24 protein-coding genes are annotated in these 24,583 nt (G+C 51.6%); 16 read left to right on the top strand and 8 right to left on the bottom strand.

Going from position 1 to position 24,583, the window contains the following annotated elements:
• From CWE12_RS13055 to CWE12_RS13030, 6 genes are all read left to right on the top strand, one after another.
• The gene (locus CWE12_RS13055) at window positions 1-3,693 is read left to right on the top strand and encodes an efflux RND transporter permease subunit (protein WP_126790151.1); all 3,693 of its coding nucleotides are present in this window, start codon (window positions 1-3) and stop codon (window positions 3,691-3,693) included.
• Window position 3,694: 1 nt separating this feature from the next.
• Complete coding sequence (locus tag CWE12_RS13050) at window positions 3,695-4,048, top strand: copper-binding protein (RefSeq protein ID WP_126790150.1); 354 nt, start codon at window positions 3,695-3,697, stop codon at window positions 4,046-4,048.
• Window positions 4,049-4,367: 319 nt separating this feature from the next.
• Window positions 4,368-7,070 carry a TonB-dependent receptor plug domain-containing protein gene (locus CWE12_RS13045; protein ID WP_126790149.1) on the top strand — a complete coding sequence of 901 codons (2,703 nt, stop codon included), beginning with the start codon at window positions 4,368-4,370 and terminating at the stop codon, window positions 7,068-7,070.
• A 52-nt stretch (window positions 7,071-7,122) separates the two neighbouring features.
• Entirely contained in the window at window positions 7,123-7,839 is a 717-nt protein-coding gene (locus CWE12_RS13040; protein WP_126790148.1) for a PepSY domain-containing protein, read from the top strand.
• On the top strand, window positions 7,836-9,617 hold the full coding sequence (locus tag CWE12_RS13035) for a 2Fe-2S iron-sulfur cluster-binding protein (protein ID WP_126790147.1): 1,782 nt from the start codon (window positions 7,836-7,838) through the stop codon (window positions 9,615-9,617). Before CWE12_RS13040 ends, CWE12_RS13035 begins: the two co-directional genes overlap by 4 nt.
• A gap of 84 nt (window positions 9,618-9,701) precedes the next feature.
• Window positions 9,702-10,241: a YaeQ family protein gene (locus CWE12_RS13030; protein WP_126790146.1), complete on the top strand. Its 540-nt coding sequence runs from the start codon at window positions 9,702-9,704 to the stop codon at window positions 10,239-10,241.
• Between the two features lie 14 nt (window positions 10,242-10,255).
• Here the strand turns inward: CWE12_RS13030 and CWE12_RS13025 are convergent, their stop codons facing one another.
• Window positions 10,256-10,807 carry a DUF3750 domain-containing protein gene (locus CWE12_RS13025; RefSeq protein ID WP_126790145.1) on the bottom strand — a complete coding sequence of 184 codons (552 nt, stop codon included), beginning with the start codon at window positions 10,805-10,807 and terminating at the stop codon, window positions 10,256-10,258.
• Window positions 10,808-11,010: 203 nt separating this feature from the next.
• Between CWE12_RS13025 and CWE12_RS13020 the strand changes: the two genes are divergently transcribed.
• Both CWE12_RS13020 and CWE12_RS13615 read left to right on the top strand, forming a co-directional pair.
• The gene (locus CWE12_RS13020; protein ID WP_126790144.1) at window positions 11,011-11,283 is read left to right on the top strand and encodes a DUF883 domain-containing protein; all 273 of its coding nucleotides are present in this window, start codon (window positions 11,011-11,013) and stop codon (window positions 11,281-11,283) included.
• A gap of 134 nt (window positions 11,284-11,417) precedes the next feature.
• The gene (locus tag CWE12_RS13615; protein WP_157981984.1) at window positions 11,418-11,564 is read left to right on the top strand and encodes a hypothetical protein; all 147 of its coding nucleotides are present in this window, start codon (window positions 11,418-11,420) and stop codon (window positions 11,562-11,564) included.
• A gap of 34 nt (window positions 11,565-11,598) precedes the next feature.
• On the opposite strand, the gene CWE12_RS13015 is transcribed toward CWE12_RS13615, so the two are convergent.
• The gene (locus tag CWE12_RS13015) at window positions 11,599-12,291 is read right to left on the bottom strand and encodes a Crp/Fnr family transcriptional regulator (RefSeq protein ID WP_157981983.1); all 693 of its coding nucleotides are present in this window, start codon (window positions 12,289-12,291) and stop codon (window positions 11,599-11,601) included.
• Window positions 12,292-12,343: 52 nt separating this feature from the next.
• Window positions 12,344-14,521 (bottom strand): OsmC domain/YcaO domain-containing protein, encoded by a 2,178-nt coding sequence (locus tag CWE12_RS13010; protein WP_126790142.1) that lies wholly within the window; start codon window positions 14,519-14,521, stop codon window positions 12,344-12,346.
• Window positions 14,522-14,789: 268 nt separating this feature from the next.
• Here CWE12_RS13010 and CWE12_RS13005 point away from each other — a divergent pair, with 268 nt between their 5' ends.
• The 4 genes from CWE12_RS13005 (at window position 14,790) to CWE12_RS12990 (ending at window position 16,343) form a co-directional block, all read left to right on the top strand.
• On the top strand, window positions 14,790-15,317 hold the full coding sequence (locus tag CWE12_RS13005) for a hypothetical protein (protein WP_126790141.1): 528 nt from the start codon (window positions 14,790-14,792) through the stop codon (window positions 15,315-15,317).
• Window positions 15,310-15,819, top strand: a complete 510-nt coding sequence (locus CWE12_RS13000) for a hypothetical protein (protein ID WP_126790140.1) — start codon at window positions 15,310-15,312, stop codon at window positions 15,817-15,819. Before CWE12_RS13005 ends, CWE12_RS13000 begins: the two co-directional genes overlap by 8 nt.
• Entirely contained in the window at window positions 15,819-16,025 is a 207-nt protein-coding gene (locus CWE12_RS12995) for a helix-turn-helix transcriptional regulator (protein ID WP_126790139.1), read from the top strand. Before CWE12_RS13000 ends, CWE12_RS12995 begins: the two co-directional genes overlap by 1 nt.
• A 117-nt stretch (window positions 16,026-16,142) precedes the next feature.
• Entirely contained in the window at window positions 16,143-16,343 is a 201-nt protein-coding gene (locus CWE12_RS12990) for a hypothetical protein (protein ID WP_126790138.1), read from the top strand.
• A gap of 5 nt (window positions 16,344-16,348) precedes the next feature.
• On the opposite strand, the gene CWE12_RS12985 is transcribed toward CWE12_RS12990, so the two are convergent.
• The 3 genes from CWE12_RS12985 to CWE12_RS12975 form a co-directional block, all read right to left on the bottom strand.
• Window positions 16,349-16,882, bottom strand: a complete 534-nt coding sequence (locus CWE12_RS12985) for a cytochrome b (protein ID WP_126790137.1) — start codon at window positions 16,880-16,882, stop codon at window positions 16,349-16,351.
• Window positions 16,879-17,922, bottom strand: a complete 1,044-nt coding sequence (locus CWE12_RS12980) for a catalase family peroxidase (RefSeq protein ID WP_241984209.1) — start codon at window positions 17,920-17,922, stop codon at window positions 16,879-16,881. The genes CWE12_RS12985 and CWE12_RS12980 overlap by 4 nt, the downstream gene beginning before the upstream one ends.
• A gap of 67 nt (window positions 17,923-17,989) precedes the next feature.
• Window positions 17,990-18,448, bottom strand: a complete 459-nt coding sequence (locus tag CWE12_RS12975) for an ion channel (RefSeq protein ID WP_157981982.1) — start codon at window positions 18,446-18,448, stop codon at window positions 17,990-17,992.
• 259 nt (window positions 18,449-18,707) lie between these two features.
• On the opposite strand from CWE12_RS12975, the gene CWE12_RS12970 reads away from it, so the two are divergent.
• Window positions 18,708-19,259 carry an Hsp20/alpha crystallin family protein gene (locus CWE12_RS12970; protein ID WP_126790135.1) on the top strand — a complete coding sequence of 184 codons (552 nt, stop codon included), beginning with the start codon at window positions 18,708-18,710 and terminating at the stop codon, window positions 19,257-19,259.
• 83 nt (window positions 19,260-19,342) lie between these two features.
• On the opposite strand, the gene CWE12_RS12965 is transcribed toward CWE12_RS12970, so the two are convergent.
• The gene (locus CWE12_RS12965) at window positions 19,343-19,972 is read right to left on the bottom strand and encodes a peroxiredoxin (protein ID WP_126790134.1); all 630 of its coding nucleotides are present in this window, start codon (window positions 19,970-19,972) and stop codon (window positions 19,343-19,345) included.
• 271 nt (window positions 19,973-20,243) lie between these two features.
• Between CWE12_RS12965 and CWE12_RS12960 the strand changes: the two genes are divergently transcribed.
• A complete protein-coding gene (locus CWE12_RS12960; RefSeq protein ID WP_126790133.1) occupies window positions 20,244-20,993 on the top strand; it encodes an SAM-dependent methyltransferase in 750 nt (249 codons plus the stop codon).
• Window positions 20,994-21,117: 124 nt separating this feature from the next.
• Entirely contained in the window at window positions 21,118-22,995 is a 1,878-nt protein-coding gene (locus tag CWE12_RS12955) for a hypothetical protein (RefSeq protein ID WP_126790132.1), read from the top strand.
• 1 nt (window position 22,996) lies between these two features.
• On the opposite strand, the gene CWE12_RS12950 is transcribed toward CWE12_RS12955, so the two are convergent.
• Window positions 22,997-23,947 (bottom strand): D-2-hydroxyacid dehydrogenase, encoded by a 951-nt coding sequence (locus CWE12_RS12950; RefSeq protein WP_126790131.1) that lies wholly within the window; start codon window positions 23,945-23,947, stop codon window positions 22,997-22,999.
• Between the two features lie 247 nt (window positions 23,948-24,194).
• On the opposite strand from CWE12_RS12950, the gene pyp reads away from it, so the two are divergent.
• On the top strand, window positions 24,195-24,572 hold the full coding sequence (gene pyp, locus CWE12_RS12945; protein WP_126790130.1) for a photoactive yellow protein: 378 nt from the start codon (window positions 24,195-24,197) through the stop codon (window positions 24,570-24,572).
• Window positions 24,573-24,583 lie beyond the last annotated feature (11 nt).

Genomic DNA, 24,583 nt, shown 5'->3' with positions numbered 1-24,583 from the left:
ATGACCAACTGGCTGTTACAAAATAAGCTGGTCGTTGGCTTACTGGCGGTGATTGTTGTGGTCGCCGGTATTCTGGTCGCCCCCTTTAACTGGGACACTGGGATGCCGCGTTCACCGGTGGCGGTGGATGCCATTCCTAATATCGGCGAGAACCAGCAGATCGTCTATACCGAGTGGCCAGGACGCTCGCCGCAGGACGTCGATGACCAGATCAGCTACCCGTTATCGGTACAAATGATGGGGGTGCCGGGGGTAAAAGACGTGCGGACCTTGTCGATGTTCGGTTTTTCCAGCATCGCGGTCATTTTCAACGACGATGTGGAATTTTACTGGTCACGCTCACGACTGTTGGAAAAGCTCAGCAGTTTGCCTCCGGGAACTTTGCCAGATGGTGTGCAACCGGCATTGGGGCCGGATGCGACAGGCCTCGGCCAAGTATATCTATATACCCTGGAAGGGCGCGACCCGCAAGGAAACCCAATTGGTGGCTGGGACTTAGACGAATTGCGTTCGGTGCAGGACTGGTATTTGCGCTATGCGCTGCTCGCAGCAGAAGGTATTTCTGAAGTTGCCTCGGTGGGCGGCTATGTCCGCGAGTATCAGATTGATGTCGACCCCGACGCCCTGCGTTATTACGACGTGACTCTCGAACAGGTAATGACCGCCGTTCAGCAATCGAATCTCGATATAGGCGCGCGTACCACTGAGATTAATCAGGTGGAGTACATTGTGCGCGGGGTTGGTTTTATTGAGTCGCTGGAAGACATTGAACGTGCCGTGGTGCGTTTAGCCAGCGACAATTCGCCGATACTGGTATCCGATGTGGCAAAGGTTGGTTTTGGCCCGGCAGAGCGTCGCGGCGCGCTGGATGTTGCTGGCGCTGAAGCGGTTGGTGGTGTGGTCACCGTACGCGAGGGCTTTAACCCACTGGAGGCAATCGAGAATACTAAAGAACGCATCGCCGAAGTGGCGTCAAGTATGCCGGCGCGTGCAGTGATTGACTGGGACGCGGTGACTCCACAACAGGTCAGCGAATTTGCGGCCAGTCAGCAGTTGCCGGCTTACCAAACCGGCACCCTTAACTTTGATGATGAGAATCAGCGGGCCTGGTCTGAATGGTTGCAGGCGCACCCGCAGGACAGCTGGCCTGACTGGATAAATCTGAGTCAGATCAGTGTGGTGCCGTTTTATGACCGCTCGACGCTGATCATGGAAACCTTAGGTACCCTGGATGACGCGCTGGCTCAGCAGCTATTGGTGACCACCGCCGTGGTCATGATCCTGCTGTTGCATCTGCGCTCAGCCATTACCGTCGCGACCATGCTGCCGCTGGCGGTACTGATGACCTTTATTGGCATGCGGGTCCTTGGCGTGGAAGCCAATATCGTGGCGCTGGCAGGGATCGCAATTGCAATAGGCACCATTGTCGATATGGGGATTATTGTCGCCGACAATATTTTAAGGCTGCGTAAACAGTTCCCGGATACAGAAATCGGCGCCATTATTCAGCGCGGTACGAAAGAAGTGGGGCCAGCGGTGCTGACCGCGATTGCGACCACAGTGATAAGCTTCCTGCCAGTTTTCACCATGACAGGTGCTGAAGGTAAACTCTTTACCCCACTGGCTTACACCAAAACCTTAGTACTGCTGTCTGCGGTGTTGCTGGCGCTGGTGGTGGTACCTGTGATGTTGCGGCTGTTACTCAGCGACCGTCTGCGTAAGCTCGATGCCTGGCTTGAGGCGCGGCGCAAGGCTTATCAGATTGCCTATGTGGTGCTTACCCTGATGGTGCTGATGGTACTGGCTAATTTATGGGAGCCCTTAGGGCCTGCCGCCGGAGCGGTGCGCAACCTGCTGTTCGTGGTCATATTGTTTGCTGCTGTGGTGGGTAGTTTTGCGCTGATTATTCGTTTTTATGAGCCCATGTTGCGCTGGTGCCTGCGCTTTAAAGCCGCATTCTTAGCGGTGCCGGTGCTGGTGGTTGTAGCGGGGCTTGCCACGGTTCCCGGCTTAGGGCGTGAATTTATGCCCTCGCTTGATGAAGGGTCCTTTCTGCTGATGCCAACTACGATGCCACATGCATCGATAGGCGAAGCGCTGGATGTATTGAGCCAGCAGGACAAATCCATCGCAGCGATCCCGGAAGTGGACTCGGTAGTGGGGAAAATCGGCCGCGCTGAAACGGCGCTCGACCCGGCGCCAGTGTCGATGATTGAAACCATCATCAACTACAAAAGTGAGTTCCGCACCGATGAAAATGGCCGTCGACTCAACTTCAGAACCGATTCGGACGACAACTTCATTCGCGACGCGGACGGTGAGTTAATCGAAGATCGGCGCGGCAGACCATACCGTCAGTGGCGTGACCATATCCAAAGCCCGGCCGATATCTGGACTGAAATCACCGCTGCTGCGGAAGTGCCCGGGGTGACCTCAGCCCCGCGTCTGCAACCGATCGAAACCCGCCAGCTGATGTTGCAAACCGGTATGCGGGCGTCGATGGGGGTCAAAGTCCAGGCTCCGGATCTGGAAACCCTGGAGCAGGCGGCTATTGATATTGAACGGGTGCTACGCGGTTCTGATGGGGTCAATGCAGCCTCGGTAAGTGCTGAGCGTGTGGTCGGCAAGCCCTATCTGGAAATCGATCTGTTGCGCGACCAGATAGCCCGTTACGGGCTCAGTGTCGAGACGGTGCAAAACACCATTGCTGCCGCACTGGGCGGGGTTGAAGTAACCCGCAGCATTGAAGGACGTGAACGCTATCCGATTCGGGTGCGCTACCAGCGAGAGCGGCGTGACGATATCGAGGCGATGTACGAGAGCCTGATCACGGCTGCTAACGGGGCTCAGATACCCTTGTCTGAGGTGGCTGAAATTACCTACACCCGCGGCCCGCAGATGATCCGGTCAGAGAATACCTTCCTCACTGCCTATGTCACCTTTGGCTCTGTTGCAGGCTATGCGGAAGTTGAGGCGGTCGAAGCGGCCGGTGAACACCTGCGCTTAGCCCAACAGCGCGGCGAACTCAGCCTGCCTTCAGGGGTAAGCTATAGCTTCGCCGGCAGTTACCAGCAGCAGCAAAGTGCGATGCAAACGTTGCAGTTAGTGATCCCATTGTCGCTGATACTGATTTTTATTCTGTTGTATCTGCAGTTTAAAGAGGTCAGTACCGCGTTGATGGTCTTCAGTGGTATCGCAGTCGCCTGGGGCGGCGGTTTTATCATGCTTTACCTCTATGGTCAGTCATGGTTCGCAAACTTTAGTATTCCATTGATTACTCAGGGTGTCCCAGTGCGCGAGATCTTCCAGTTCGAAGTGACCAACTTGAGTGTCGCTGTGTGGGTTGGTTTCCTTGCTCTGTTTGGGATTGCAGTCGACGACGGCGTGGTGATGGCGACGTACCTGAAGCAGCGCTTCAGTGAAGGCGTCAGTGACAGCGTCGAGAGCGTGCGTAACCGCACTGTAGAGGCCGGGTTGCAGCGGGTACGCCCCTGCCTGATGACCAGCGCAACTACCATTCTGGCGCTCTTTCCGGTGCTTACAGCGACCGGGCGGGGTGCAGACTTAATGATCCCAATGGCAATTCCTACGGTCGGCGGCCTGACCTTTGTCGTGCTGTCGATGTTTGTGGTGCCAGTGCTGTATAGCTGGCGCGAAGAATTGAAACTTAAATTTAATCGTAAAGGAGTTTGAAATGTTGAAATTTAACCAGGTAATCACCGCCGTAGCAGTCACGTTTTTTGTCAATGGTGCCGCGCTGGCTCAGCAGGAGGACCATCAGCATGGCAACGCCCATACCCAGGAGCATGCTGAGATAGCATTTGTGCGTGCCGAGGTGGTGGAAGTGGACTTAGAACACAATGAATTGGTTTTGCGCCACGAGGCGATTGAACACCTGAATATGGCAGCCATGACGATGGCCTTTAGTGCCGCTGATGGTATCGATATCTCTCATTTGAGTGAAGGCGATGAAATCAAGGTCAAAGTAGAGCGTCAGGACAGGGACTTCGTGATCATCGAAATGGACACAAACCAACATACTCATTGAACATTCTTTAAACTGTTTTAACTGATGCTTACAAATTGTTATGCATTAAAAGAATATATAAATTCATGTACAACTCATCGGGCAGGAGGAAATACGACCAGTTGAAGTCGACAAGGCTAGTACGAAAGTGCTAACTTAGTTGGCTATACAACTACCCGGTTACAGGGCGATTTTGAAACTTTTATAGTTGTATAGAAACCTTTAAAAACGGGCTTTTTAAAGGAAGTGAGGAATTCCTCTAAGTTGCATATACATCTTTATAACTGGTATGAATAGGGTGTTAGAAAAACTAAATGTGCAATAAGCGGGGAAAACGACGATGAATAAAATTTCAAAAACAGCCTTAGCAGTCAGTCTCGGCTTGTTACCAGCCCAGCAGCTAGTAGCTCAGGATGACAACCAGCCTGCAGCGGCGGAGCAAAGCTACGAACGCATTACAGTAACAGGGTCACGTGTGTTGCGGGCCGAGGCAGAAAGTGCAGCCCCGGTTCAAGTCTTTACCGCCGAAGATATTGAAGCGACCGGCCTGACCTCGATGGAAATGGTGTTGCAACGTATGTCAGCCTCGGCTGGCTACGGCGGAAACCAGACCAGTGCTTACTGGAACGGTGGTGGCTGGGGTACTACGCAGGTTAACTTACGTGGCCTTGGCGCCAACCGCACACTGGTGCTGTTAAATGGCCGCCGGGTGGTCAATGGTGGTACAGGTGCGAACAGCTCAGTTGATTTAAATACCATTCCGCTGACCATGGTTGAGCGCATCGAAGTACTAAAAGATGGCGCCTCGGCGATTTATGGTGCGGATGCAGTTGCTGGCGTAGTCAACGTGATTACCCGCAAAAGTTACGATGGTTTTATGGTTGAAGGCCGGGTTGCGGGCAGTGAACACGGCGACGGTGGCGAGCGTCAGGTTAATATGATGTTCGGTGCAAGCTCAGACCGTGGCCGGATTGTAACCACAGCCAGCTACCGCAGCACTGAGGCGGTTAATATGGCTGACCGTGCCCCCTGTGCCCTTGCAGAAACGGTCCCGGGCGAACTGAATTGTGTTGGCAGCGCCTCCACACCCGGTGGCCGCGCGGTGCTCACCAGTGGTCCGAACCAGGGCGATATGATTAATTTCAATCAGCCCGGTGCTGAAGACCCTAATGGCTATTCACCCTATGACCCTAACCTGCACAATGTGAATTCGTTCCCTTCACTGAACGCAGTAAACCCGGTAACGACCTTAAGCTTCTCTAGTTTTGGTGACTACCGTCTGGGTCAGGACACCGTAGCGTTCGCAGAGCTGCTCTATAACAACCGCCGCTCCAGCCAAATCGGCGCACCGGGTACGCTGCGTAATATCGATTATGCAGCGGATCACCCTGATAACCCGGTGGGCGAAGATATCCGTGTGGTTCAGCGTCGACTGGAAGAAGCAGGCCCGCGTGGTTTTGAACAGGACATCAGTACATTCCGCGTAGTCACCGGCTTTAACGGTCTGTGGAATAATAACTGGGCCTGGGAAGTGGCGTACAACTATGGCCGCACCAGTGGTTCAGATGGATCTACTAACATCGTCAACCTGGAACGCATGGAGCGGACTATTAATCCTGACACTTGCGGCAGCGACGGCGTACCCTGCGCCAATCTATTGGGCTACGGCAATGTCAGTCAGGACGCGCTCGACTACATGCTGTTTCGTATCAGCGGTGACGGTGGTAACGAGCAACGCTCGGTCACAGCCAACATCGCGGGTGACCTGTTTTCAACCTCCCGTGGTGTCATTCCTGTCGCATTTGGTATCGAAAGCCGCACTGAGCGTGGCTGGAGTGAGCCAGATTCATCAGTGGTGGCGGGTATTATGAACACCAACCGTCGTGAGCCTTTACGCGGTCAGTATCAGGTAAACGAAGCCTACGTGGAAACTTCAGTTCCATTGCTCGATGGGCATCGTTTTGCCGATTATATGGCGCTGGATTTTGCCTATCGCTATTCCGATTACGACACCTTTGGCAGTGACGGAAACTATAAAGTCGGTCTGCACTGGAATGTGAACGAGGATCTGAAACTACGGGCTACTCAGTCTACGGCGTTTCGGGTGCCAAACATCCCTGAGCTCTTTGGTGGCATCGGTGAAGGTAACCTGACCACTACCGATCCATGCTCTGGCTGGGATCAACCGGGCGCGGATGCGACGGTGGCGGCGAACTGTCAGGCCGATGGCGTGCCAGCAGGCTACACCCAGCTCGGCTCAAGCGTACTGACTCAAACCGGTGGTAACCCTGCATTGCAGCCTGAAGATGCGAATACCTTCACTGCTGGTATGGTGTGGGACGTGCAGTATGTTGAAGGGCTCCAGGTCACCCTGGATTACTTCGATATTGAAATCGAAAACGCAATCCGTGGGGTGGCAGGCTCGACCAAACTGGCTGCCTGTTATAACTCGGAAAACCTGTCTCACCCGTTTTGTAATGACGACAGCTTTGCTCGTGACGAGTTAACCGGTGCAGTCGAATTCCTCTCCGCGCAACCGGCCAATGTGGCGACTGAAAACGTTTCGGGTATTGATGCGTCAGTTTATTATCGTACCCAGCTGGCTGGTCTTGATGCGTCTTTCAATCTGAATATGACCTATCTCAATGAGTATACGGTAGAGCCTTTTGCTGGCGCTCAACCGATAGAGTACGCAGGGCATATTACCGGTGGTAGCGGCAGTTACGCCCGTCTGCGCTCGGATGCGGCGGTCACTCTTGGTACTGATACCTGGCAGGCCAACTACAACATCCGCATGATCGGCTCGGCAGATGATATTAACGCATCACCGGGTGATATCGGAGCCGAGGCACCTGCTGTGTTTTACCACGACTTGCAGGGCGTTTATTTCATGACTGATAACTGGAGCCTGACGGTTGGCGCAAACAATCTGTTTGATAAGAAGGCGCCCTATATACAGAGCTGGACGGATGCCAATACAGATACCATGACCTATGACCTGATGGGTCGGAAGCTGTACGCAAAAGTACGTTACGAGTTTTAACCTGTACGGGCGGCCATAGTGTAGTGGCCGCCCGGTTTTTTGAGGTAAATCTATGCAATATCAATCCTCTGCGTTTCGTACCTGGCATCGCTGGTTAGGCATTATTGTCGGTGTGCAAATGGTTGTCTGGGCGATCTCAGGCGCTTATATGGTGATTGTTCAGTTACCTTTTATTCACGGGGAGCATCTGACTCAGGAAGCGAATGGTGAAATCCGCGATTCGTCACTGGTTGAACGTTTGCCGGCAGTGCTTGAGAACTATCCGCAGGTTAATCAGATCCACCTGGTAAATCGCCTGATCCAGGGCGACGATCAGGATCTGGCACAAGTACATTCCGAGAGTGAAAAGTTTTTAGTCAACCTACACACCTTAGCTCCGGTTGAACTTTCCGAAGCCGATATCCGAGGCCTGGCCGCTGCCTATTATGCCAAAGGCGAACCGACTATCAGTGGTGTTGAGTACATTGAAGAGGCGCCACCTACTGAGCTAAGCGAAAGTTACTTGCCGATTTGGCGGGTTAATTTTGATGATTTCGGCAATACAAGTTTATACCTGCATCCGCAGACTGGTGAGATGACCGTAAGACGTCACGACTTCTGGCGTGGTTTCGACATCATGTGGATGTTCCATATTATGGATTACGACGAACGCGTCGACATTACCACCTGGTGGTTACGCGCCTTTATTTTTGCCACATTTGCCTTCTTGTTTACCGGCACTGTGCTACTGCTACAAACCCTATGGGCGTCGCGGAGGAAACCAGCATGAAGTTTCTACAATGGTTACACCGCTGGACCGGTTTAATTCTGCTCATTCAGCTCATGCTGTGGACGATTAGCGGTCTGTACTTTGCGCTGGTCGATCACCACGGCATGAAAGGGCACCAGTACTTTAGTATGCAGCAACCCGAAGCATTGAACCGGGCGCAACTGGCCAACCTCTCCCCGGCCTGGTGGGACGAATTTAACGGCGTAACTAAAGTGCATAGCTACACCAATCAGGGTTTGCCGCGGGTGGAAGTGCATCATCAGGATGGTATTACCTACCTCGATGGACGTGACGGCAGTCTGTGGCAAACCGATCAGAATTTTGCGCAGCAAATTGCGCAGGCAAGTTATTCCGGCCCCGGTAGTCTGGCCCGGGTTACGCCCATTGAGCGTACCCGTGAGCTACATGACTGGAGAGGGCAAGGTTATCGGATCGATTTTGATGATGATCTGAACACCCGGGTATATGTTGACAGAGCATCGGGCACGGTTATCGACCATAGAAATACTCCCTGGGTGGTTGCTGACTGGATGTTCCGACTTCATTTTATCGATTATACCGGTGGTCGGAATTTTAATAACATGGTGGCAATTGCCGCTGCGGTGATGACTCTGTGGTTTGCGCTGTCGGGTTTTATCCTGCTGATCAAACTACTGAATAGCGGCGAAATGCGCTTCACTCTGCGCAAAGCATCACTAACGGCCGATGTCGGCGAGCGCCAATTCAAATTCAGCGACAAAGCGCACAAAACCGTACTGCAAGTTTTGCAACACAATGATATTGCAGTAGAAAGTGGCTGTGGCGGCGGGGGAACCTGTGGTTTCTGCGCGGTAAAAGCGGCGCCGGATACACCTGTCACAGTCAGTGACCGTGCTCAGTTGTCTGCAACCCAGTTAGAGCAAGGTTATCGCCTGGCCTGCCAGCACAGCATTGAAATGCTGCACAAGGTAGAGGTGCCGGAAACGGACGCCCGCAAGTATTCATTGCAGCTGAAAGAATCGAGTTTCATTACCCCTATGCTCAGAGAACTGCGTTTTGAAGTGTCCGACGGACCAGTGGAATACGCGGCAGGTCAGTATATGCAGTTCCTGATCCCGGAAGGTGCCGGGCAAAGCCGGCCCGCCGATATCCCGGAAGACTACGAGAACGAATGGCATGCTATTGAAGCCTGCGACTTTAAGCATGACGCTGTACGACGCAGTTACTCAATGGCAACTGCAGCAGGCGGCACAGAACTGGTCTTTACGGTGCGTTATCAACCACAGGCCCCAGGGGCACTTGCGCCTGGCGTTGGTTCGTCATACCTGTGTAACTTGGAGCCCGGCGCAACCATCATTGCCGAAGGTCCGTTTGGCGACTTTCAGCGCCTTGCCGGGGCAGACCGTAAGCTCTGCTTTATCGGTGGTGGCGCTGGTATGGCACCTTTGCGAGCGCTTATTCAGGAAGAGCTGACAAGCCATCAGCCGCGGCCAATGCAGTTCTTCTATGGCGCGCGGAATCGTGGTGAAGTGCTTTACATTGACGAGTTCGTTGAACTCGACAACGCCGGTAAACTGCGCTTCATACCGGTTCTTTCAGAGCCTCGCGAAACGTGCCAGTGGTGTGATGCCGAGGGGTTTGTCCATGAAACTGCCAAAACCTGGCTGCTTCAGCAGGACATCAGTGAGTACGACTTCTACATTTGTGGTCCGCCACGTATGCTTTCTGCAACCTTAGCGATGCTGAAAGAACTTAAGGTAGATCCATCGCGTGTTCGCTATGACGACTTTGGGAACTAGCTAAGCACGCAATAAAACCCTCGCATGGGAGCGCATACGTAACGTGTTATGATGCGCTCCTTTTCCCTAAGCAGAGAGTAAGTCATGGCGTTGCAGGCAACCCCCTATAAAGTCAGTCTGGATATTTCAGATATGGATCGAGGCGTCTACGAGACGGTTAAAGTGACAGTCGCACGCCATCCGTCAGAGACTGAACTGAGGCTGGTTGCGCGTATTATTGCGTACGCTATTTTTTACCACGAGCATCTGGCTTTCGGCCGTGGCCTGTCGGACACCGACGAGGCGGCGCTATGGCAGCTAAGCCTGGACGGCCAGATTGAACACTGGATAGATGTCGGTCAGCCTGATGCTGACCGCATCACCAAGTCGAGCCGTCGCGCGCCACAGATGTCAGTGCTTGCTTATGGTAATACCCGTATCTGGGCTGAAAAACTGCTACCTAAAGTAAATGACCTCAAGCAGGTCCGTATTCTCGCACTCCCGGAGCCTGAGCACGCTGAACTCGCGTCGCAGATTGGCAGAAATATCCACTGGGGCGTGATGGTCACTGACGGGGTACTCTATGTCAGCGATGGTGACAGCCAGGTTGAACTTACACTGCACGAGCTGAAAGCCGCGCAGTAGTCTAGCTTACCGGGTTAGTCTCCGCGATCGCGGCGTGCATAGCCGCTGCCGATTGCACTGAACGGTAACTGCAGGCCTAACTCCGGGACCTGAATCGCTATCCAGGCGGGCAGTGTATTACTGTTTGGTCCGGGGACTGCGCGGTATTCGCCCGTCCAGGGATAGCGTTCTACCGCCGCTTCAATTTGCGGAATTAGCTCCCTGGCTTCCTCCCCCTGCAAGGTCAGCAGCACGTCCGGGCGTGCGCCGTACCAATACCGATCAGGAATTTCTGTCTGGTAAGTGCGCAACGCTGAGCGACCTTCGTCGACCCCCCAGCCAACGACTTCATACACTGTATATTCACTTGCTTGTTCTGGTTTGATGGCAATCCAGGTATGCACGGCAAACCAACCGCGCCAGCCATAGGCATCGGCAGCATATACTTCGATCACCGCTTGCGGCGTTTCAGCTGGCGGCGGTGCAAGCCCTGCGGAATCCCGCGAAGCTGAGCGCCAGTCACCTGATGAACAGGCGCTGAGGAAGATAACAGAACATATAATAAGGGTGATTCGTACCTTTAGCATGGTGATTTAGTCCGCAAAACCAGGAAGCTGGTAAAGCATAGTACGTAACTGGATTCATTTTAGACTTCTCCGCGCTTTGTGCGGTAGCGCACATACATGCGTGACTTGGTTAAGCAGACTTAGATGCAGACGTAATTAAGCGCAGAGGTGCTTAACAACGTATAAGAGAGAGCATTTATCGACTTAAGCTGAAGGAGCCAGTCATGAAAACAGGAAATCAGGATTCACGTATTGATGATGTTATTGCTAAAGCGGCTTCTGGTGTGCGCGGAGCTGTTGATAAAACGGCGGAGGCATCTCAGCATGCCAACCAGAGTATTCGAAAAACCGCTCGTCAACTGCATAAAAAAGAGCAGCAATGGGCGAAAAGCTCAGGTGCTTACATTAACCGTCACCCGTTTTTAGTTGTCGGTTGCGCGGTGGCTGCTGGATTTTTACTGAGTAAAGTTCTGCAACGTTCAGAGTCTGACGAGTAAGTGTTTACTTTCGGTAATACGCTTGTTGTGTGGGGTAACGTACAGACGCCTTTTGGGTATCGACCATACTTATAATCCAGCGCAGCAACCAGTTGCGCTTGCTATAAGCTCCCACGAGCCCAGGAGATAACGTTATGAGTACTCAACGAAACCAAGGTCAACAAGACCAGAAACAAGCTCAGCAAGGCCAGAAGCAACAGCAGCAAGGTCAAAAGCAGCAGCAGGACCAGAATCAGAAGCAGCAGCAAGGAAAGCCTGGTCAGCATCAAAAAGCTAAATAAAACTTAGCTTTAAATAACACGCAAAGCCCGGCCTTTATGGCCGGGTTTTTTTATACTGGCTCTGCAGCGGGTGGTAACATTCGCAACTATACGTCAGCAGGAGCGGGCGATTGATATGCTCGACCTGGCCGCGATGGTAGTGCAAAGCGCCAGCCTCTTGCAGCGCACTCGCGGCGTTGCTGACCGCTTCACGGCGCACGCCGAGTCTGGCCGCCATAGCGGCGTGGGTGGTGAGAATAGGTTGATTTGGGTAGTGGTCGTCGAAGGCAAGCAACCAGCGACTGAGTTGTTGTTTGACTGAATGGTGCCGGTAGCATGCAACCACCTGACATAACTGACGCAGGGTGTCGTCGGTATAAGCCGTTAACATGGCTTGCAGCTCCGGATACGAGACAGCCAGCTGAGCGAGTACACCGCGGCTAATTTGCAGTGCCGAGCCTGCGCGCAAGACACGACCATGCAGCATGTTAATGGCGGCATTGTCCTGATGGGACGCTAGCATGCCTTCGCGCCCAATCATCATAACTTCAGTGGACGATGAGTCCATTAATGTATGTACCAGCGACAGCAACGCAGTTTGTGGAAAATACACGTAACTGGATGACTGATCCGCCAAAACAAGTTCCTGCGCCGGGCGCACCATCAGTACCTTTGCCTGAGCCTGAAGGCGAACAAGCAATGAATCTGGCAGCTGCGCCAACAGCATATTGCAACAAAGGGCAGACATAGTCGGTTCCATTGGTGAAACAAACTTAGTCTAGCAGAGCCATCGCAATGCGTTAGGCTGAAGCCCTTGCCGCATGCAGTTTTTTATAGCTTTCAATCAGGCGCATATGGCGGTCGAGACCTTCCAGTTTCATGCTGGTGGGTTCCAGACCCGCGAAACGCACGCTACCATCGACCGAGCCCACCGCCGCTTGCATGGTGGCGTCGCCGTACATGCGCTTGAAGTTATACAGGTAGTCGTCGAGTTCCAGATCGTCACTCAAGGTAACTTCAAGCACCGCCTGCATGGCCCGATACAACAGCACCCGCTCGACGGTGTTATCGTTGTACTGGAGGAACATTTCAACCAGTTCGAGGGCCTCGTCGTGTTGGCCAAGCGCTAAATAAATCAGCAGCTTAAGTTCAAGCACCGTGAGCTGACCCCAAACCGTATTTTCGTCGAATTCAATGCCGATAAAGGTAATGATGTCGGTGTAATTGTCGATCTGGCTTTCTTCCAGCCGTTCAACCAAATCAGCCAGTTGTTCATCGCTAAGGCGATGCAGGTTAAGAATGTCTTCGCGGTACTCAAGTGCAACGTTGGTGTTATCCCAAATCAGGTCATCGACCGGATAAACTTCCGAATAGCCCGGCACCAGAACTCGCACCGCTGGCGCACCAAGCTCTTCGAAAACCGCCATGTAAACCTGTTTGCCCATATCATGCAAAATACCCAACAGGGTTTCAGCTTCGTACTCGGTGGTGCCGGAAAAGTCCCAGTGCTTAAAGTCATAGTCAGACTTCGCACTGAAAAAGCGCCAGGACACCACACCAGTAGAGTCGATAAAGTGCTCAACAAAGTTATTCGGTTCGCTGACTGCCATCGAATTAAACGTTGGCAATGGAATGTCGTTGAGGCCTTCAAAACTGCGGCCCTGCAGCAACTCTGTCAGGCTGCGCTCGAGTGCCACTTTAAAACTCGGGTGGGCGCCGAAGGATGCAAATACGCCGCCCGTGCGCGGGTTCATTAAGGTCACGCAGGCAACCGGAAAACGGCCCCCTAAGGAAGCGTCTTTAACCACCAGCGGAAAGCCCTGGGCTTCCAGTGCTGCAATTCCTTCAGCAATGTCCGGATACTGCGCCAGTACCTCTTTTGGTACCTCGGGCAGGGCGATTTCATTTTCGATGATTTCGCGTTTAACCGCGCGCTCGAATATTTCAGACAAACACTGAACTTTAGCTTCCGCCAGGGTGTTGCCGGCACTCATGCCGTTGCTTAAAAACAGGTTTTCAATCAGGTTTGACGGAAAGTACACCTGCTCACCGTCGGATAAACGGGTATAGGGCAGTGAAACAATGCCACGGTCTTTGCGGCCTGAGTTGGTATCAATCAGGTGGGACCCGCGAAGTTCACCGTCCGGGTTGTAAATTTCCAGGCAATGGTCGTCTAAAATGCCTTCAGGCAAGGCGTCGTCTGCCCCCGGTTTGAACCATTTCTCGTTCGGGTAATGGACGAAATCGCTGTTGGCAATCTCTTCGCCAAAGAACTGATCGTTGTAGAAAAAATTGCAGTTCAGGCGCTCAATGAATTCGCCCAGGGCAGAGCATAACGCGCTTTCTTTGGTAGAGCCTTTGCCGTTGGTGAAACACATCGGCGAGGCGGCATCGCGTACATGCAGTGACCAGACATGAGGCACGATATTACGCCAGGAGGCGATTTCGATTTTCATCCCCAGATCGGAGAGGATCTTGCTCATGTTAGCAATGGTCTGTTCGAGCGGCAGATCTTTGCCTTCGATATAGGTGTTGGAATTCGCATCCGGGCTGCCCATGAGCAGCGCCTGAGCGTCTTCATCCAGGTTTTCAACTACTTCTATCTGGAAATCAGGTCCGGTTTGCACCACTTTCTTAACCGTACAGCGCTCAATTGAGCGCAGAATACCCTGACGGTCTTTGTCGGATATATCCTCAGGCAGCTCGACCTGAATTTTGAAAATCTGGTTGTAACGGTCTTCCGGGTCGACAATGTTGTTCTGCGACAAGCGAATGTTGTCAGTCGGAATGTCCCGTGAATTGCAGTAAACCTTCACAAAATACGCCGCGCACATCGCTGAGGACGCGAGGAAATAGTCAAAAGGGCTCGGCGCCGAACCGTCGCCTTTGTACCGGATCGGCTGATCGGTAATGACAGTGAAGTCGTCAAACTTGGCTTCAAGGCGTAAGTTATCGAGAAAGTTTACTTTGATTTCCATCTTTGATTTCCATCGTTGGCCCCAGCGCTTAATGGTCCGGGGCTATCTGAATTGCGGGCGTTTCAGTGCGAATGCTGGCCTGACGTGGCGAACACCACCACATCGGTTAAAAATAAGGCGCGTATTATCCCTGTTTAGGCACGCAATGTCTTGCTTTGCTCACCCCCGCATGAAAAAAGAGCGAACCCCGTCTTGATTTTGATACCTACAGGTTATAAGTTGAAACCTACAGGTATCAAAATGCAAGACAAAGTTTCAAGGAATGGATATGAAACACTCTGCCCGAAACCCCTACGATGCATGGACACCCGACGCTCAGGTAGAAGCGCTGAAGCGTAGCGCTTACGCAGTTTTTCTGTTTACCTTTGGTATCGCTGTTCTCAACTCAGTGTATTGGTTCGAGTTCTCAGCATTGGTAAGCATACTTTTACTCATGCTGGGGATCGGATGCCAAATTGTGGCATTCATCTGGTATGTACCGAGCGGAAGTTTACTCGATGTTGGTTTATTTAAGTCCTCGCGCATCGACGACGAGTATTGTCGTCAGGTCTTGTTTTCAGCCTACCAGCTCACGGCTTGGTTACTACTGACAACACTGGCTGTTGGCTGGCTGTTTCTGGATAAGCTATTAAGCTGGGTGGGCGTACACACCGCTGACCCAAACTATGTAGCCGGTGGCTATTTAGTCATCGGCGTGCTGACCTGGGGCTCAATAATTCTGTTTCAGCTCAGAGATACAGCCGAAGAAGAAAGCTCAGAAGAAGGGTGTGGCAAACAGGAGAAGACCAATGACTAATCCCTACGATGCATGGACACCAGACCTGCAGGTGCAGGCATTAAAGCGAGTGGCGCAGAGTATATTTGTATTGGCGGCAGGGGTCGCTGTTGTCGCGCTTTCAAGGTTACTGAATGCACCGACAATGGTGATTGTTGTGGGGTACATTGGGTTAGCGGTGGCTATCTTAATTGCTCCTATTGTTTATATGACTAGTGGTTTAACGGGGGGCGATGAGTCCAGCGGAAAAATACAACGATTTACCGATGAATTTTGTCTGCAGGCACTTGCAGCTGGTTACAGAATGGTAAGCTGGGTGCTGGTTGTGACGTCGCTGATTGTATTTTTCATAGCAGACGACATAGTGAGTCACTTGCTTTCTATAGAAGTTACGTTGACGCAACTGGGTGGTTCGTATGTATTGCTTGCGGCTCTAACCTGGGCTGTAACCATTATGCGTTTACTTAAAGATGATGGTGAAGACGCGTTGGACAGCGAGTCTATTGACTCGCGGAACCTGTAATGGAAGAAGCCTATAATCGCATTGCCATTGAGCGCAAACTGCGCGGCCTGTCACAGCAGGAGTTGGCGGATGCAATCCGGGTCTCACGTAAAACCATCAGCACCATTGAAACACGGCGCTTCACCCCGTCCGTGGTGGTGGCATTGAAACTGGCCTATTACTTTGAAATGCCGGTTGAGACTCTGTTTACCCTGACTAAAGAGTAGCCTGGCTAAATGTATCTGACTGATAACTTGCTGAATCTTGGTTGTGAACTGGGGTGAGCGGGCTACACTTTTGCTACTGACTTCGTATTGACGTGATACACATACAAAGGTGAACAGATGCCCACAACCGCCAAAGTTTTAACTGCGCTTTTAGTTCTCGGAACGCTTTTTGTTGCGATTTTTCTGGTGGTCTATTTTGCCTTGCTTGGGCTGGTTTTTATCCCGCTAGTACTGGGGCTGGCCTACCTCTTATTCAGAGGCATTAAAGCCAGCGCCAGTGACGCAAAAAGCGCGGCTAACGATAAAAGCTCTCAGTGAAATCTTTAACGTTTCCACATTGACTTCAACACCCCGTCCTGACGCAGCAGACCATGCTGCAGGGCGGCGGCAATGTGAACCACCAGCAACGCAATCAGCGCATAGGCTACCCAGCTGTGCATCTCTCGGAAGACGCCATACCAGACTAAATCCGCTGACATCAGCGGTGGCAGCATAAAGACGCCAAAGACATCCACTGCACGGCCCGCGGCACTTTGCATCAGGTAGCCGCTGATTGGCATGGCAAACAGCGCGGCATACAACAGAACATGAGAGGCTTTGGCTGCAAAGACCTGCCAGCCCGGCAGATCAGCGGGTAGCGCGGGCACCCGACTGCGCAGGCGGTTGATTAAACGCAGGAGCACCGCTACCAACGCGACCACTCCAAATGCTTTGTGCAACGCCAGCACCGTCGGCTGCCAGGTTTGTAGCGACTGCACCATGGCAAGTCCGGCAAAAATCATCGACAGCACCAATGCCGCCATCCCCCAGTGAAAAATACGCATGCTTAACGGAAAGGTCGTGACTGGCTGTGTCATTGTTGTTGCTCCTTGCCTAACCAGGTTTCCCGCGCCCGCCGACGATACGACTCAGCATAGGAGGCAGAACGGGCGCGCAGAATTGGGTCATTCGTCGCCTGCATACCGCGCGGCAGAATAAGTGGGTCAAAATTGAGGTTATTGCAGATTGCGGCGTCTTGCTCTAACTGGCGAATGACCAGTTGTCCGGCGGTTATCTGCTGACGAGACTCAGGCCAGGGCTGAGTCGGGTCATTTTCATCATCGTCACTGCTGGCCAAAGTAAAGACCAAATCAAAAACGATAGTGCCGTCCTCTAACTGGTCGCGAACATCCAGCGCCAGTGCGTTGGCAGCCTGGTCGGTATCAGCATACTGGTTCTCGTCAATCTGCACAGTAGGGACGGCGGCCCAGCGCACGGCCTGCTGTTCGCCTTGCTGGTTGATCAGGTAGAAGGCGTTGATGCTGTGATACTGCTCGCTGGAAAAACTCCCACTGGGCTGGTATTGAGCACTCCAGCGGCGAAAGTTCTCAGTTTCCGGGTGATTAGCAAAAAACTCGGCAATACGCTCGGGATTACGCTGTCCGGTTTCAGGGTCGGGCATTAAGGTTTGCAGTTGAGCATAGAAGTCTTCCGGGGTACCAACCGCCATAACTGGCGGGGTATTCATCGCCGTTCGCCATTGCTGGTCAGAGCCTGCATCGAAGCTGAGGGCGAGGCTACGCACGCCAGACTCGAGATCAGGTGCGCTTGGGTTACCGCCGCCAATCGAGAAACGGCCAATAAAAGGCGTACTGCCAATTTCAAATAGGGTAGAGCGGGTGTGGGCAGCAAGCTCGCCCGTGGCGATGAAGTCGCCGCGCACGCAAACCCCTTTGGCATGAGCACGGCGGAAGCCCAGATGCGGGTTTTCGCCTTGCTGGAAATCAACAAATTGCTGAGCCGTGACCTGCTTCTTACCAAACACACCAGCGGCATACAGGAAAGCACAGATTAAAGCGATTACTGCAAAACCTATAATCGCGATGGAGGTTACTTTGTGGCGTGGAATCATCGACATACGTTCACTCGTAGTAGTTGTACTGATTGCTTAACGTAATAAGCCATGGGCAGGATCACTGTGGCTATTATAACCTATTATCCAGCCGTTCTTTCCATTGGCGCTGCATTTCCAGAAAGGTGATCGACGCAGACCAGGTAATCAGAGTAAACCCGGTGAGTGACAAGGTACCAAAAAGAAAGCGAATACTCCCGGCGGGAAGAATATCGCCGTAGCCCAGAGTGGTGAAAGTAACCGCTGATAAGTAAACCAAATCCAAAAAGTTTACTGAGGAGCTGTACACAATGGAGCCACTGTCAGGAAGCATCAAAATGACATGAGCGGCGGAGGCGAACAGCCAGATTTGTGCAATGTGGGTCAGAATAAGCGTAAAGATAAGGTACAGCATTCTGCGGTGTCGCTGCTGGGAGGGGCTATCAAGGCGTTTGACCATCCAGGTTGAAACTTCGTGGTGCAGGGTAACGGCAATAATGACCGCAAATACCGTGATACCTACGATAGCGAAATCAGTATAGGTAAGATTCATATTCATTCCCGTTGTGGCGACTAAGAAGCTGAGTACTCAGTATAAACGAATTCATCATTCATCTTCCCATTGCATACTCACCGGCAGCCCGGGAGGCGCATTATTGATAAGGGCCAAACAATGCATGACCTCTGCTTGAGTTGTACAAAAAACACTCTATATAAATAGTTGAGGCTAGAGGCTCTGCTGTGAGTTTGCAGGCGGGCCTCTCAGTTATCAAGCACCCTTAAAACACAGATGAATATAGAGGAGGTTTACCATGAGCCAGAAGTCTTGGTCGGAATCAAAACTTGCGCCGTGGAACTGGAACAAGCATGAAGAACAAAAGCAGGCGGTCAGCGACGGTAGTGAAACCCACCCGATTGCGCGTTTTCATCGTGATATTGATCGTTTGTTTGCAGACACCTTTCGCTCGTTGAATGTGCCGGATCTGTTTGACCGTGGGGCGAAACATGAATCACTCTGGAACGGGTCGGCGCTGTTGCGACCGAACCTTGATATTCAGGAGCATGCGGATCACTACGAGCTGTCGGTGGAACTGCCTGGGGTTAGCAAGAACGATTTGAAACTGAACCTTGAGGGCAATTTATTATCCATCAGCGGTGAGAAAAAGCACGAGTCAAAGTCAGGTGAAGAGGGCAAGTACCATCGCATAGAGCGCAGCTATGGCAGCTTCGCGCGAACCTTGACCCTGCCTGATGATATTGATAGCAAGAGCATCAAAGCATCATTTAATGACGGCGTACTGAAGATCGAGATTAAACGAGTCAAAGGCAAGGAAAGCGCTGCCTCGGAAATTCCAATTGCTTAACAGTCAGTTTTTTAGAACCTGCAGAGACCAGAACTGAAAACGCCGCTTCCTGAAATGGAAGCGGCGTTTTAGCGTTGAGGGCGTTATTTGATTTCAGTAAATCGCAAGTAAGGGCGCACTTCATCCCAGCCCTGCGGGAACAGTTTAGCAGCGTCATCGTTGCTGACCGTGGGTTTAATAATAACCTTGTCACCCGGGCGCCAGTCAGCCGGGCATGCCACATTGTGCTCATCAGAAAATTGCAGCGCGTCGATAACCCGCAGAATTTCATCGAAGTTACGGCCAATCGCCATCGGGTAGGTCATGGTCAGGCGAATCTTGTGGTTTGGGTCAATAATAAAGACTGAACGTACGGTGGCGGTTTCGCTTTCACCCGGGTGGATCATGTCGTAAAGCTCGGCTACTCGCTTGCCTTTGTCGGCCACAATCGGAAATTCCAGATCGGTATTCTGGGTATCGTTGATGTCACTGATCCAGCCTAAGTGCTCATCGACGGTGTCGGTCGATAAGCCAAGAGGCAGCACGCCACGCTTGGCAAATTCATTGGCCAGCTGGGAGGTGCGGCCCATTTCTGTGGTGCAGACTGGGGTGTAGTCGGCGGGGTGGCTAAAGAAAAAGACCCATTTGCCTTTTGCCCAGTCGTGAAAGTCGATCTTGCCTTTAGTGGTTTCAATCTCGAAGTTGGGGGCGGTATCGCCAATACGTAAACTCATAAGGGTTACCTCGGTATGGTTATTTATGATGGTCTCAAAGTCGCCTCACGGTTTGCATTGCAAAACTCCGTAAGGCCGCTTAATCTTTATGGTTATAACTATATTCTTTTTTGAACTATGCGAAAATGAATCTAATCGATTACCAAAGTCGCAAATACCGATTAGGTTGCTTATAGGACTTTAGTAGCTAAGTGTAGATGACAAGTACCGGGCTGCGAGAGATAAGAATCGAATAACTTAGTACGCTCTGCTATTAGGAGGAAAGGCCGACATGAACAAATGGGACGAACGTTACGACAAGGGTGAATACCATTACGGGACTGAGCCCAATGAATTCCTGCGAGCCCAGGCTGAGCGTTTACTCGCCACCGCGAACCCACAGAAGCCAGCGCATGTGTTATGCCTTGCCGATGGTGAAGGCCGCAACAGCGTTTATCTGGCGCAGTTGGGTGCGCATGTGACAGCGGTCGATATTTCTCAGATCGGGCTGGATAAAGCCCAGCGTCTGGCTGAAGAGCGCGGCGTGACGATTCAGACTCAGCTCGCTGATCTGACCGAGTGTGAGCTTCCGGAGAACCAGTACGATGGTGTGGTGATGATTTTTTGCCACTTACCGGGTGACGCGCGACCTCGCTTGTACCAGCAGATTAAAAAGTCGCTCAAACCCGGCGGCTGGCTACTGGCTGAGTGTTATACCGAAGATCAGCTGGGTCGCGGTACAGGCGGACCTCCGTCTGCCGACCTCATGCTCAGTCTGAATGAGCTGAAAGACGCCTTTAATCAGTTCCAGCTCGATCACGGCAGCGAACTGGTGCGCCCAGTGCTGGAAGGAGAAGGCCATAGCGGCGATGGTGCTGTGTGCCAGTACATTGGCTTCAAACCACCCGCCCGCGACAGTATTTATCAGGTCTCCAGCACACGCAGCAAATCCTCGCGCAAAATCCGCTACGTCGAAAGCTCAGCCCCCGCCGTCGGCGAATGCAAATTCTGCCTCGGCTCGCTGGCGGATAAAGACGATTAAGGAGCAGTCGCAGGGACCATTAGGAGGGCAAAGACGCCTTTCATCGTTCCTGTGCGAAATATATACATTTACAGAGGCCCGCTGTACATTGGAAGAGCAACACAACAAGACATAGGGATATTCCATGAAGCTGAACCAAGTTCTCGCCTCGCTAAACCAAATAGAAAAATCTAAATTCATTAATTGTCTGGACAAACTTTGCAGCTCAGTAGAGCGCGGTGACGAGCGTCTCACCGAGCGACTAGATAAAATGAATCGCCAAATAAAAGATGCTTCGGGTAGTGAAATTACGCAGCTATTTCATGTGATTAAACCGCATTATAAAGAGTTTGTGCGTGAGCAACTGGAGATGTCAGGAGCTTCGTTAGCTTTAATGCTAAACATCCTCACTAGAGACGGTAACAGCATCGCGCGAGTAGCATGGCTTGAACAGCTTTACTCTCGTGAGCGGGAAGCCACTGAGCATTTGGCACAAAATATTAAAGCGCTACTTGCCGACAATGGTGAGCATGATGATTTTGGAAAAGAGCATAGGTTAAAGATATTCAAGGATTGTTTTGAAGTGGCCTTTACTAACGATCTGCGCGTTAACCGAGAAGCAAAGATCTCTGATGATGAGCGAACAATACTTAATCAATTGGCTAAACATCTTAAGATTTCTCGTGACGAAGTTATTGCTGTCGAGCACCTCTTTGAACCTGTGAGAGCTGAAGCAAACACAGTGGATGATTGTTTGCAGACATTACGTGAAATGGGGCTCGTATTCATCAATCGAAAGCGCTCCGAGGTGTTAATAGCGGATGAACTAGTGGCTTTGCTGAACGAACTACAAGGTAAAACCCTGGCGGATAAGCATATGTTGAGGGTCTTACGCTGTTTTAGTGATGCGGAATTATCAAATATTCTAAAAGCTTACGGCAAGCGTATTCGCGGCGTTTCGCGAGTCGAAAAGATTCATACTATTCAACAGTCAGGCATCGATATTAGAAGTATTTTAGCGACAGATCTGTTTGATAATGACGAGGGCCTGAACAAGCGCAAAGAGCGTTTAAAGCAGTTGATGGACGATTTGGATATGGATGTCGACCGTCTTGGAACCACGCTTGATGATCGTATTAATATTCTGATCCACGAATTGCAGGGTGCCAGCGAGCGAGAGTTTGTAGCCTTAAGTGCGAGTGGGTACAAAGAAATGTTTGATACGTTGGAAACCAATTTTGAAGGTGTTTCTCCTGACGGCAAATCGGAAAGTCTGACTCAGCGGATAAGACGTGAATTTGAGTTGGAGGATATTGAAGATATCAACACAGAACGATTGCGCGCGTTGTCTATCACACCGCATGACGTCCTTTATTTGCTTAGTAATGATGAAGTGAAGCGTGTACGTGATGTGCTTAAACTGTCTAAACGGGGTAATCCAAGAGCCTTGGTTTTAGAAGCATTTGCCAGTGCGAATGATAAATTAATTGAGAATTTTGCACTATTGGCATGTCGAGACTTGGCAGGCTTGAAGCAGGCCGGTATTGATATCGCTGAGTCAGATATCGGTAGTAAGTTTGAAGAAGCTGCGAAAACGATTCTGGAAGAGCTTGATCTCAATATTGATGAAGAACTCCGAAAGTCGATAAATACCGCGAAAGATAAGGCCGACATCATTATTTCTATTAGTGATGATGATGTAATTATCGGTGAGGCCAAAACCTTTAAAAACGGCGATTTTGCTAAATACTCGACGACCTCCCGTCAGGTAAAGGCTTACGCCAAGCGCTGTGAGAACCAGGGAAGACGCGTCGCGCAAGTATTGATTATCGCGCCGACTTTTTCAAAAGACTTTATTGAGTCCGCAGAAATGGATACGGAAGTAAACATCTCGTTGCTAACCGCTGATGGCCTGAAGCAAATTCACAACGCTTACACGACGAAACGAAAGCCCAATTTTTCTCCTAAGCTTTTTACCAAAGGCGGCTTGCTGAAAGCGGAGTTAATTGCAAAAAATTTGTAGGTTATGTCTCTGTCCGCGAATCCTTCTTTTTAAACTCCGCGATGTTGGTGGCGGTTAGCTCGACGATGCGCTGGCGTGCTTCGGGGGCGAGCCAGGCACTGTGCGGAGTGACGATCAGGTTGAGGCGCTCATTCATGGCGTCGAGTAGTGGGTTGCCGTGGCGCGGTGGTTCTTCGCTTAAGACGTCAACAGCGAGCCCGCCGATTTGACCGTTACGCAGAGCGTCGATGGCGTCCTTTTCATTCACGATGCCACCACGGGCCGCGTTGAGAACCAGCAACGAGGGTTTGCAGCGGGCGAACCTTTGTTTGTTGAGAAGATCACGCGTAACGTCGGTGAGCGGGCAATGAAAGGAGATAACATCAGCCTGGGGGAGCAAGTCGTCCAGGCTTGGTCGCGGGTCGTCACTGCGGCCCGGGCGGGCAGCTACTTCTATTTGCATACCAAAAGCTTCGGCAAGCCGGGCGACGGCCTGACCGAGTTCGCCGTGACCGACAATGACCAGAGTTTTGCCCTGCAGCTGTATCACCGGGTAGTCCATCAGACAAAACATTTTCGCTTTTTGCCATTCACCTGCGGCAACGGCACTCTGGTATTGAGGCTGACGGGTCGTCAGGCTAAGCATCATCATTAATGTGTGCTGAGCGACGCTGGCGGTGCCGTAGGCGGCAACGTTACGTACAGCAATGCCAAGCTCGTCAGCAGCGTCGAGGTCGATATTGTTGGTACCGGTAGCGAGCACACAGATAAGCCTTAGTTTAGGAGCCTGCTGTAATAATTCCCGGGTTAGCTGCACTTTGTTGGTGATTACCACCTCAGCGTCCTCAATACGCTCAGCGGCCTCATCGGGGGTAGTGGCTGGCCAGGTTACCAGTTCGGTTAGTTGGTCTTCCAGCGAGCTGAAATCGACATCTGTGCCCAGGCTGGCGGCATCAAGGATTACACCTTTCATAGTTTGGCTCCGTGTGATTTATACTGGGGCGTTTTTGTTTTGCAAATGGAGTGCAAATGCAGTGCAAATGCGGTGTAAGTTCTGTGCAAGCAGCTTGCAAAAACGCGCGCTGACTTAGGATAACGCACATCGGCAAAGACCAGCCAGCGCTTCGTATTAGGTTGAAAGTAATAAAAGTTCGATTTCATTGATCCAAATATGCTGTATTGTCCTATTACATGACGTTAATACACTTCAGGAGAATTACATGGAAATCGTTCAATTTGGTAGTGGCGACATTGAAAACACACTCGCTAACATGGATAAGAACCAACTGGATAACGTCGCATTTGGCGCGATTCAACTCGACGCTAATGGCTTGATTCAGCAGTACAACGCGGCAGAGGGTGACATCACCGGTCGTGACCCGTCTAAGGTTATCGGCAAAAGCTTCTTCCGTGACATCGCACCTTGCACCAACAGCCCTGAGTTTAAAGGACGCTTTGATGAAGGCGTTAAAAGCGGCTCACTTAACACCATGTTCGAATACACCTTCGATTATGAAATGAAGCCAACCAAAGTAAAAGTTCATATGAAAAAAGCGTTGGCCGGCGACTCATACTGGGTCTTCGTGAAACGCCTGTAAGCGGACCGCCA

Origin of the sequence: Aliidiomarina sedimenti (genome assembly GCF_003986955.1) — a bacterium.
Lineage (GTDB): Bacteria > Pseudomonadota > Gammaproteobacteria > Enterobacterales > Alteromonadaceae > Aliidiomarina > Aliidiomarina sedimenti.
The sequence above is the reverse complement of the archived record's forward strand: the minus strand, read 5'-3'. Positions and strand labels throughout refer to the sequence as shown.

Excerpts from the sequence above, each read along its gene's own strand:
- CWE12_RS13050 (WP_126790150.1), top strand. The coding sequence starts at position 3,695 with ATGTTGAAATTTAACCAGGTAATCACCGCCGTAGCAGTCACGTTTTTT.
- CWE12_RS12960 (WP_126790133.1), top strand. The coding sequence starts at position 20,244 with ATGAACAAATGGGACGAACGTTACGACAAGGGTGAATACCATTACGGG.
- CWE12_RS13020 (WP_126790144.1), top strand. The coding sequence starts at position 11,011 with ATGAAAACAGGAAATCAGGATTCACGTATTGATGATGTTATTGCTAAA.
- CWE12_RS12990 (WP_126790138.1), top strand. The coding sequence starts at position 16,143 with ATGCCCACAACCGCCAAAGTTTTAACTGCGCTTTTAGTTCTCGGAACG.
- CWE12_RS13045 (WP_126790149.1), top strand. The coding sequence starts at position 4,368 with ATGAATAAAATTTCAAAAACAGCCTTAGCAGTCAGTCTCGGCTTGTTA.
- CWE12_RS13030 (WP_126790146.1), top strand. The coding sequence starts at position 9,702 with ATGGCGTTGCAGGCAACCCCCTATAAAGTCAGTCTGGATATTTCAGAT.
- CWE12_RS13025 (WP_126790145.1), bottom strand. The coding sequence starts at position 10,807 with ATGCTAAAGGTACGAATCACCCTTATTATATGTTCTGTTATCTTCCTC.
- CWE12_RS12965 (WP_126790134.1), bottom strand. The coding sequence starts at position 19,972 with ATGAGTTTACGTATTGGCGATACCGCCCCCAACTTCGAGATTGAAACC.
- CWE12_RS13010 (WP_126790142.1), bottom strand. The coding sequence starts at position 14,521 with ATGGAAATCAAAGTAAACTTTCTCGATAACTTACGCCTTGAAGCCAAG.
- CWE12_RS13005 (WP_126790141.1), top strand. The coding sequence starts at position 14,790 with ATGAAACACTCTGCCCGAAACCCCTACGATGCATGGACACCCGACGCT.
- CWE12_RS12985 (WP_126790137.1), bottom strand. The coding sequence starts at position 16,882 with ATGACACAGCCAGTCACGACCTTTCCGTTAAGCATGCGTATTTTTCAC.
- CWE12_RS13040 (WP_126790148.1), top strand. The coding sequence starts at position 7,123 with ATGCAATATCAATCCTCTGCGTTTCGTACCTGGCATCGCTGGTTAGGC.
- CWE12_RS12995 (WP_126790139.1), top strand. The coding sequence starts at position 15,819 with ATGGAAGAAGCCTATAATCGCATTGCCATTGAGCGCAAACTGCGCGGC.
- CWE12_RS13000 (WP_126790140.1), top strand. The coding sequence starts at position 15,310 with ATGACTAATCCCTACGATGCATGGACACCAGACCTGCAGGTGCAGGCA.
- CWE12_RS13015 (WP_157981983.1), bottom strand. The coding sequence starts at position 12,291 with ATGTCTGCCCTTTGTTGCAATATGCTGTTGGCGCAGCTGCCAGATTCA.
- CWE12_RS12980 (WP_241984209.1), bottom strand. The coding sequence starts at position 17,922 with ATGTCGATGATTCCACGCCACAAAGTAACCTCCATCGCGATTATAGGT.
- CWE12_RS12950 (WP_126790131.1), bottom strand. The coding sequence starts at position 23,947 with ATGAAAGGTGTAATCCTTGATGCCGCCAGCCTGGGCACAGATGTCGAT.
- CWE12_RS12975 (WP_157981982.1), bottom strand. The coding sequence starts at position 18,448 with ATGAATCTTACCTATACTGATTTCGCTATCGTAGGTATCACGGTATTT.
- CWE12_RS12955 (WP_126790132.1), top strand. The coding sequence starts at position 21,118 with ATGAAGCTGAACCAAGTTCTCGCCTCGCTAAACCAAATAGAAAAATCT.
- CWE12_RS13055 (WP_126790151.1), top strand. The coding sequence starts at position 1 with ATGACCAACTGGCTGTTACAAAATAAGCTGGTCGTTGGCTTACTGGCG.
- CWE12_RS13615 (WP_157981984.1), top strand. The coding sequence starts at position 11,418 with ATGAGTACTCAACGAAACCAAGGTCAACAAGACCAGAAACAAGCTCAG.
- pyp (WP_126790130.1), top strand. The coding sequence starts at position 24,195 with ATGGAAATCGTTCAATTTGGTAGTGGCGACATTGAAAACACACTCGCT.
- CWE12_RS12970 (WP_126790135.1), top strand. The coding sequence starts at position 18,708 with ATGAGCCAGAAGTCTTGGTCGGAATCAAAACTTGCGCCGTGGAACTGG.
- CWE12_RS13035 (WP_126790147.1), top strand. The coding sequence starts at position 7,836 with ATGAAGTTTCTACAATGGTTACACCGCTGGACCGGTTTAATTCTGCTC.